6 protein-coding genes are annotated in these 7,974 nt (G+C 35.1%); all 6 read left to right on the top strand.

All coding sequences use genetic code 11. The annotated features are described in order from the left end of the window. The first annotated feature begins 417 nt into the window (after positions 1-417). The 6 genes from J2Y60_RS09595 to J2Y60_RS09620 all read left to right on the top strand — a co-directional run bounded on the left by J2Y60_RS09595 (position 418) and on the right by J2Y60_RS09620 (position 7,876). Entirely contained in the window at positions 418-2,790 is a 2,373-nt protein-coding gene (locus J2Y60_RS09595) for a TonB-dependent receptor (protein WP_309920213.1), read from the top strand. Positions 2,791-3,159: 369 nt separating this feature from the next. Next, positions 3,160-5,616 carry a bifunctional aspartate kinase/homoserine dehydrogenase I gene (thrA, locus tag J2Y60_RS09600; protein WP_309920211.1) on the top strand — a complete coding sequence of 819 codons (2,457 nt, stop codon included), beginning with the start codon at positions 3,160-3,162 and terminating at the stop codon, positions 5,614-5,616. 22 nt (positions 5,617-5,638) lie between these two features. Beyond that, on the top strand, positions 5,639-5,887 hold the full coding sequence (locus J2Y60_RS09605; RefSeq protein WP_309920208.1) for a hypothetical protein: 249 nt from the start codon (positions 5,639-5,641) through the stop codon (positions 5,885-5,887). Continuing rightward, positions 5,887-6,210: a type II toxin-antitoxin system RelE/ParE family toxin gene (locus tag J2Y60_RS09610; RefSeq protein WP_309920206.1), complete on the top strand. Its 324-nt coding sequence runs from the start codon at positions 5,887-5,889 to the stop codon at positions 6,208-6,210. Before J2Y60_RS09605 ends, J2Y60_RS09610 begins: the two co-directional genes overlap by 1 nt. Positions 6,211-6,214: 4 nt before the next feature. Next, the gene (locus J2Y60_RS09615; RefSeq protein WP_309920202.1) at positions 6,215-7,150 is read left to right on the top strand and encodes a homoserine kinase; all 936 of its coding nucleotides are present in this window, start codon (positions 6,215-6,217) and stop codon (positions 7,148-7,150) included. 123 nt (positions 7,151-7,273) lie between these two features. Beyond that, the gene (locus J2Y60_RS09620) at positions 7,274-7,876 is read left to right on the top strand and encodes a Uma2 family endonuclease (protein ID WP_309920199.1); all 603 of its coding nucleotides are present in this window, start codon (positions 7,274-7,276) and stop codon (positions 7,874-7,876) included. Positions 7,877-7,974 lie beyond the last annotated feature (98 nt).

Consider the following 7,974-nt stretch of genomic DNA (forward strand, 5'->3'; position numbering starts at 1 on the left):
ACAAAAAATAAGCTTGTTAACTGTAGGTTAATTTTGGGTTAATTAATCTCCCGACAACACTAAAATTGTAAGGATTATATCATTATTTATAATTCATTTTGATATTAAATGATTGATTTAAAGTACGTTATTGCTTATTGTTTAAATTAAGTCTAAATAAATTATTTCGTTTGTTTGTATTTAGTCTAAATAGGCTATAATTTTGCGTCAGTAAATAATCACAAATCAATTGAGCGCTGAAGAAAGCGATATGCTCATTAGAAGAAAATATCTTAAATAGCCTCTAAACCTACTCTTATAATTCATAACCGATAAAAAAGGATTTTCTTAGTCAATTTTTTTTGTTGGCCAAAACCCCTTATCACAAATATATTTTTTGATTAAATGCTTAGAATTAGTCCAAATAAAATAATAAACATGAAAAACTCTATTAAATCTTTCTACTTAGTAATTCTTTTTTTAGTTGCTGGAAGTGCTGTTTCTTTTGCTCAGACTGGAAGTATTAAAGGAAAAGTAACTGATAAAAGCGGCGAACCCATTCAATTTGTAAATATTAGTATTAAGGAAACAAAACAAGGAGCCGTCTCTAACGAAGATGGCGAGTTTCTCATTAAAAATATAAATGCTGGACAAGTAACATTAGTGATGCAATTTGTAGGGCTTAAAACCCTAGAAAGTAAAGTAAATGTTAAAGCCGGTGCAGTAAGTGAAACCAATTTCTCTTTAGAAGAAGGGTCAAATGAACTATCTGAGGTAACTGTAATGGGTGTCCAATCGGCAAATGAGAAAGTCGTAACTATTGGTAAAATTGCTATTAAACCAATGGATTTACCGCAAGCAGTGGCCACAATTGATAGAACTGTATTGGAACGCCAACAAGTATTACGTTTAAGTGACGCCTTAATGAATGCCAACGGCGTGTATATCATGGGGAATACGGGTGGTTATCAAGAAGAAATTGCAGGACGTGGTTTTGCTTTTGGAAGTTCAAATACTTTTAAAAATGGAGCTAGATATTTTAATGGAACTTTACCTGAAATGTCTTCAATAGAAAAAATTGAAATCATGAAAGGAAGTACTGCCATCTTGTTCGGAAACGTTGCAGCAGGTGGTATTTTAAACTTAGTAACTAAAAAACCAAAATTTGAATCGGGTGGGTCGGTTTCAATGCGTTTAGGTTCTTATGAATTTTATAAACCCACTGTCGACTTATACGGTTCTATACTTGGAAGTAAAAATGTAGCTTATCGTATCAATGGTACTTATGAAAAAGGGAATAGTTTCCGTGAAAATGTAAATTCAGAAAGAGTATATGTTAATCCTTCTTTATTGTTCAAATTGAGTGATAAAACTGAAATTATCGTAGAGGGAGACTATATGAAAGACCGTAGAACTGCTGATTTTGGTGTTGGGGCTATTAATTATGTTATTACAGATTTACCTCGTGAAAAATTCATCGGTGTAAAATGGTCTTATTTCGACATTAAACAACAATCTGCTAACGTTACCATCAATCATCAAATTAATAATAACTGGAAAATTTCAGGAACTGGTGCTTATAGAGCTTATCAAAGTGAATTATTTGCTACAACTCGCCCAACTACCATTGCAGCAAATGGTAACTTGGTAAGAAGTATCCAACGCTCAGAAGTTGATGAAAAATATTTCATGGGGCAAGTTGATTTAACAGGGCAGTTCAAAACAGGGAAAATTGAACATAATGTTTTGATAGGTACTGATGTTGATAGCTATAATACTAAAACTACATCATTTACTTCAGCAGTTTATGACACCATCAATGTATTTAGTGCTGAAATTATCGACAAACGTAGCGATAGACCAAACTTGGCAACTACTACAATTACTACTGCACCTGTGAATCGTGCTGGTGTTTATGCTCAAGATTTGATAAGTTTTTCAGATAAATTCAAATTCTTAGCTGGGTTACGTTATAGCTATCAAGAAACAAAAAGTTCTGTACTAACTGTAAAAACAAATGCAACGGTAGAGTCTTCTGCTTATGATGATGCCCTTTCTCCACGTTTAGGTTTGGTTTATCAACCGAACAAGCGTATGGCTTTCTTCAGTAGTTACTCAAATTCGTTTACCTTGAATACTGGTGTTGATATTTATGGAACAGCTTTGAAACCATCATTGATTGACCAAGTAGAATTGGGTATGAAAAATGAATTGTTCAATGGTTTAGTTTCTGCAAACGTTACGGTTTATCAAATCAAAAACAGTAATTTGGCTCAAACAGCATTGTTTGATAAAGACGGTAAAGCTAATAGCAATACTAATATCAAAGAGCTAGCAGGTGAAGTAACTAGCCAAGGAGTTGAAGTTGATTTGAAAAGTAAGCCATTTTTAGGGTTTTCATTAATGGCTGGTTACAGTTATAACGAAACAAAATATACTAAAAGTAATATTTACATCGTAGGCAGTTTATTAAGATACAATCCAAATCATACAGCCAATTCGAGTATCTATTATACCTTCTCGGGCACTAAATTAAAAGGATTGAATCTTGGATTAACAGCAATGTATTTTGGAGAAAGAGTTGCTGGTCGCTCAACAAGATTAACTGTTGCGAACGATGCTTTTAAATTGATTGCAGTAAATGCTTATACACAAATAGATGCAAGTATCGGATACAATTTCAAAAAGTATTCAGTGAGAGGGAAAGTATCCAATATTCTAAATGAAATGAGCTATAATATTCATGACGATAACTCTGTGAATCCGATAGCACCAAGAATGTTATCACTTACTGTAGCGTATAAGTGGTAGTAATGTGTAAAAATAAAATTTTCAGAAAAGCTTCACATTCAATGTGGAGCTTTTTTCTTTTTTATAACCATTACAACCTCCTAATAAATGAAAATGGCTTTGGAAAATGATCAGAAGGAATCAATTGGTTAGAAATTTTCTAAGATTACACCAAAACAATATTCAAGTCAACAATGACTTTGAATGAATTTTATCAAGAATCGCGATAAATCTAAGTAAGATTCTGCCCTTTATTCTTTAAAACTAGTAGAGTATTGGTATATTTGTCGCTCATAAAATTATCAAATAAAAAACCTGCTGTTGTAAAGCAGTCGGAGTGAATATAGGAGGAAAATATTCATCCCATACCACTCAATCAATTAAATCATTATGAAAGTTTTAAAATTTGGAGGAACTTCTTGTGGTACTACTGAAAGTATCAAAGCAGTATTAGGGATTATTAAAAGCAAGCAAGCTAAAGAGGAAAGAATTGCAGCCGTATTTTCGGCAATGGGAGGGGTAACCAACCAATTGTTGAAAGCAGGAGACTTAGCTTCTACGAATGATACATCTTACTTCGACATTGTAAAGGGAATTGAAGACCGTCATTTCACAGTTGTACGTGCATTAATTGACGTAAAATCTCAGTCGAAAGTATTTGCTAATATTCGTACCATTATTAATGAATTAGAAGACCTACTGAAAGGTGTTTCTTTGATTCGTGAAATCTCTGCCCGAACATCCGACTTGATTGTAAGTTTTGGAGAGCGACTTTCAACCACATTAATTCATGAAATTCTTCATGCTCAAGGTGTTGACTGTCAGTTTTTAGATGCCCGTAAGGTAATAAGAACTGATGCCAATTTTGGCATGGCAGCAGTGAATTTTGAAGTGACCAATCGCCTGATTCAGGAACATTTTTCAAAAACAAGGTCTCTTCAGTTGATTACAGGCTTTATTGGTTCAACCGAAAAAGGAGAAACAACAACATTGGGGCGTGGAGGTTCTGATTATACAGGTTCTATCTTCGGGGCGGCTTTGAATGCTTCAGAAATTGAAATTTGGACGGATGTAGATGGAATGATGACTGCTGACCCTAGAAAGGTGAAAAATGCCTTTACCATTCCAACGATTACTTATGCGGAGGCAATGGAATTGACCCACTTTGGGGCAAAGGTGATTTATCCACCATCATTACAACCTGCTTTTACAAAAAATATCCCAATCAGGGTTTTAAATACATTTAATACAGACTTTATCGGAACGGTTGTTAACCGTACTGCCGAATCGTCTGAATACATCATTACAGGTATCAGCTCGATTGATAATCTGGCTTTGGTCAACTTACAAGGCTCGGGAATGATTGGTGTTGCAGGTGTCTCTGCTAAACTATTTACAGTATTAGCAAAACACAAAATTTCGGTTATCCTGATTTCTCAAGCATCTTCTGAACACTCTATTTGTTTTGCTATAGAACCTTCTGCATCAGTAGCAGTAAAGGCGTTATTAGAAAATGAGTTCAAAACTGAAATTGCTGATGGAGATGTAGAAGGTATTGACATTCAAGAAAACCTTTCGGTAATAGCCGTAGTAGGAGAGGGAATGCGTCGTCATACGGGTGTCAGTGGTAAATTGTTTTCGGTATTAGGAAAGAACGGTATTAATATCGTGGCGACAGCCCAAGGGTCTTCAGAATTAAATATTTCAGTAGTAATTGAGAAGAAAGACATTTCAAAAGCATTGAATGTTATCCATGATTCTTTCTTCTTCTCGCAAGCAAAAACATTGAACCTTTTCTTAGTAGGAACAGGTTTGATAGGAAAAGCACTCTTGGAACAAATACAAGGACAAGAAAATTATCTTTCTAAATACAAAGCCTTGAAGGTTAATTTAGTAGGAGTAATGAACTCTAAGAAAATGCTGATTGATGCACAAGGAATTCCGATGGAAAATTGGGAAGAAGAACGTGATGGAAAAGGAAAACCTGCTGAGATATGGGCATTTGTAGAAGAAGCAAAAAGATTAAATTTACCTAATTCAATCTTTGCAGATTGTACAGCCAATAAAGAGATTCATAATTACTACTTAGGCTTATTCGAAGCCAATATTTCGGTAGTAACACCTAATAAAGTAGCCAATTCTGGTCGTTATGACGACTATGCTCTATTGCATAGAACAGCCTTGAAAAAAGGAGTGAAGTTCTTGTATGAAACCAACGTAGGAGCAGGCTTACCTGTTATTAATACTTTACAAGGGTTGATTGCGTCGGGAGATAGGTTTGAAAAGATAGAAGGTGTATTATCTGGTACTTTATCTTATATCTTCAATAATTTCAAAGCAGGCGTAAAATTTGCCGACATCGTTCGTGAAGCGAAAGTTAAAGGCTATACAGAACCAGACCCACGTGAAGATTTAAGTGGTATGGACGTAGCTCGTAAGATTTTGATTTTAGGCAGAGAAATTGGTTTACGTCTTGAACCAGAAGATGTAGAAATCTTGAAATTATTGCCAGAGAATTGTGAAACAGCACCTACGGTAGAAGATTTCTTCAAGGAGTTAGAAGTATCTAATAGTTATTTTGAAGGAATGGTAAACGAAGCCGAAGCAAAAGGAGAAGTATTGAGATTCATTGCTACGTTGGAAAACAATAAGATTACGATAGGTGTAAGAAGTATTGGAAAAACACATCCATTTTATATGATGGATGGTGCTGACAATGTGATTTCATTCACCACAAAACGTTATCATGACCGCCCCTTGGTGATTAAAGGGCCAGGAGCAGGAGCAGAAGTAACGGCATCAGGCGTATTTGCAGATATTGTTGCGATTGGGAGTTATTTGGCTTAATTACAGTTAAAATCTTACGATTATGAACCTTATTTTAGAAAATGTTCAGCCCAAACATATTACGTTAATTCAGGAATTAGCGAAGACTTTGCACTTCCAAGTAAAGGAAGACAGCAGTACTAAGAAGACTAAAAAGCGACTTACTTCTGAACAAAGAGAATTTGTTAAGGACTTAAAAGAAGCGTTAGTACAAGTTGATTTGCATCAGCAGGGTAAGATTGAGTTGCAGTCTGCGCGAGATTTTTTAACTGAAATTAGAAATGAGGCCTAATGAAAGTTGTTATTCTACCCTCGTTTAAAAAAGCATTTAAGCCTCTTTTCAAAAAGTACAAATCAATTGATATGGACTTTGAAAAACTGTTAGACTCTTTAGAAGAGAATGCTTTTCAAGGTGTTTCAATAGGTAAAGATTGCCATAAAGTAAGAATGGCAATTACAGTTAAAGGAAAAGGCAAATCAGGTGGCGCAAGAGTAATTACTTGTGTGAAAATTGTAAATGAAACGATTTATCTCTTGACGATTTATGACAAAAGTGAGCAAGAGAATATTCATGAAAAAGAATTAGATCAACTTTTAACACAAGTAGGTCTTTGATTATATGACAAATTCAATAAAAGTTTTTGCCCCTGCTACGGTGGCGAATGTGGCTTGTGGTTTTGATATTTTCGGTTTTGCCGTAGATAACCCGGGCGACGAAATCATATTAAGAAAATCTGATACAAAGGGTGTCAAAATTTTAAAGATTGAAGGCGATGAAGGGCGTTTGCCTTTGGCGGCTGAAAAAAATACGGCTGGTATTGCTATTATTAAATTTTTAGAAGCGATTGGTGAAGAAGGGCAAGGGTTTGAAATGGAGCTTAAAAAGTTAATGCCTCTTGGTTCTGGCTTAGGCTCTTCGGCGGCTTCGGCTGTAGCTGGCGTTTTTGCAGCAAACGAATTACTTGGTAAGCCTTTAGCTCAAAAAGATTTACTTCCTTTTGCGATGGAAGGCGAATTCATTGCCTGTGGCTCTGCTCATGCTGATAATGTCGGCCCAAGTTTGATGGGTGGTTTTGTTGTCATTCGCTCGTATGACCCACTTGATATTATTCAGTTGCGTACTCCAAAAGAATTGTATGCGACCATTGTTCATCCACATATAGAAGTTAATACTAAGGATGCCCGTAATATTTTGAAGCGTGAAATTTCTTTGAAAAATACGATTACTCAAATGGGAAATGTAGCGGGTTTGGTTGCAGGTTTTATGCTGCCAGATTATGATTTGATTTCGAGAAGTTTGGTGGATGTTATCATTGAACCAATTCGTTCTATCTTGATTCCTCAGTTTGACGACGTGAAGAATGCTGCTTTAGATAATGGAGCTTTAGGCTGTTCTATTTCTGGTTCAGGGCCATCAATGTTTGCATTGTCGAAGGATTTATTTACGGCAAACAGAGTTGGAAAAGCCATGCAAGACGGATTTGCTAAAGTAGGTATTGGCTCTGAATGTTATGTGTCTGGTATCAATCAAGCTGGTCCAGTGGTTTTAGGTTGATATTGACTTTATAGATAAAAAGTATTAATTTAGTTTATGAGCGATAAGTTTTTGAGGTAATGTCTCTCATTCTTATTATTCATAAACTTTTTATGTTTTTAAAAACATTAATTAACATCTACAATGAGCGATTTAATAGAAGTTTCAGCACGAATATATAGCGTTGAGGAGTATTTCGAAATTGAGAATCACTCAGAAATCCGTCATGAGTATGAAGACGGGATATTAATACCTATGCCTGGAGAAACGTTAGATGCCAATGAAATTGCCCAAAATTTCGTTGTAGCCTTGCAAAAAACTTTGAGAAAAAAAGGATTCAGAATGTTTGGACACGATGTTCGTACTATTGTTCGAGAAAGAAGAATTTATCGGTATCCGGATGTTGTTGTTTCAGCTTCTGATACTATCAAAGATATTCGACATGTAACAGAACCTGTACTGATTGTTGAAGTACTTTCTGAAAGTACACAGGAGGTAGATAGAAATAAAAAATTTAGGCAATATACTGCTTTACCTTCGCTACAATATTATTTGATGGTGCATCAAAATACAGCTTTGGTAGAATTTTATCAGCGAAAAGAAAATTCTCAAACGTTTGAATTTAACTTTTTTGATAAATTGGCAGACGTAATTCAATTACCAGCCTTAGAAACATCAATTACTTTAGGTGATATATACGAAGGGATTCAATTTGTTACTGAGGAAGAGAATGTCCCTCAAGCATAGATAGGCTTTCCTTTAATGTTGTAAATATTTAATTATCAATATATTACAAAAAAACAACCCCGAAAAAGTGTCAATACTGGCAATTTTCGGGGTTTTTC

This window comes from Arcicella sp. BE140, assembly GCF_031456255.1.
Lineage (GTDB): Bacteria > Bacteroidota > Bacteroidia > Cytophagales > Spirosomataceae > Arcicella > Arcicella aquatica.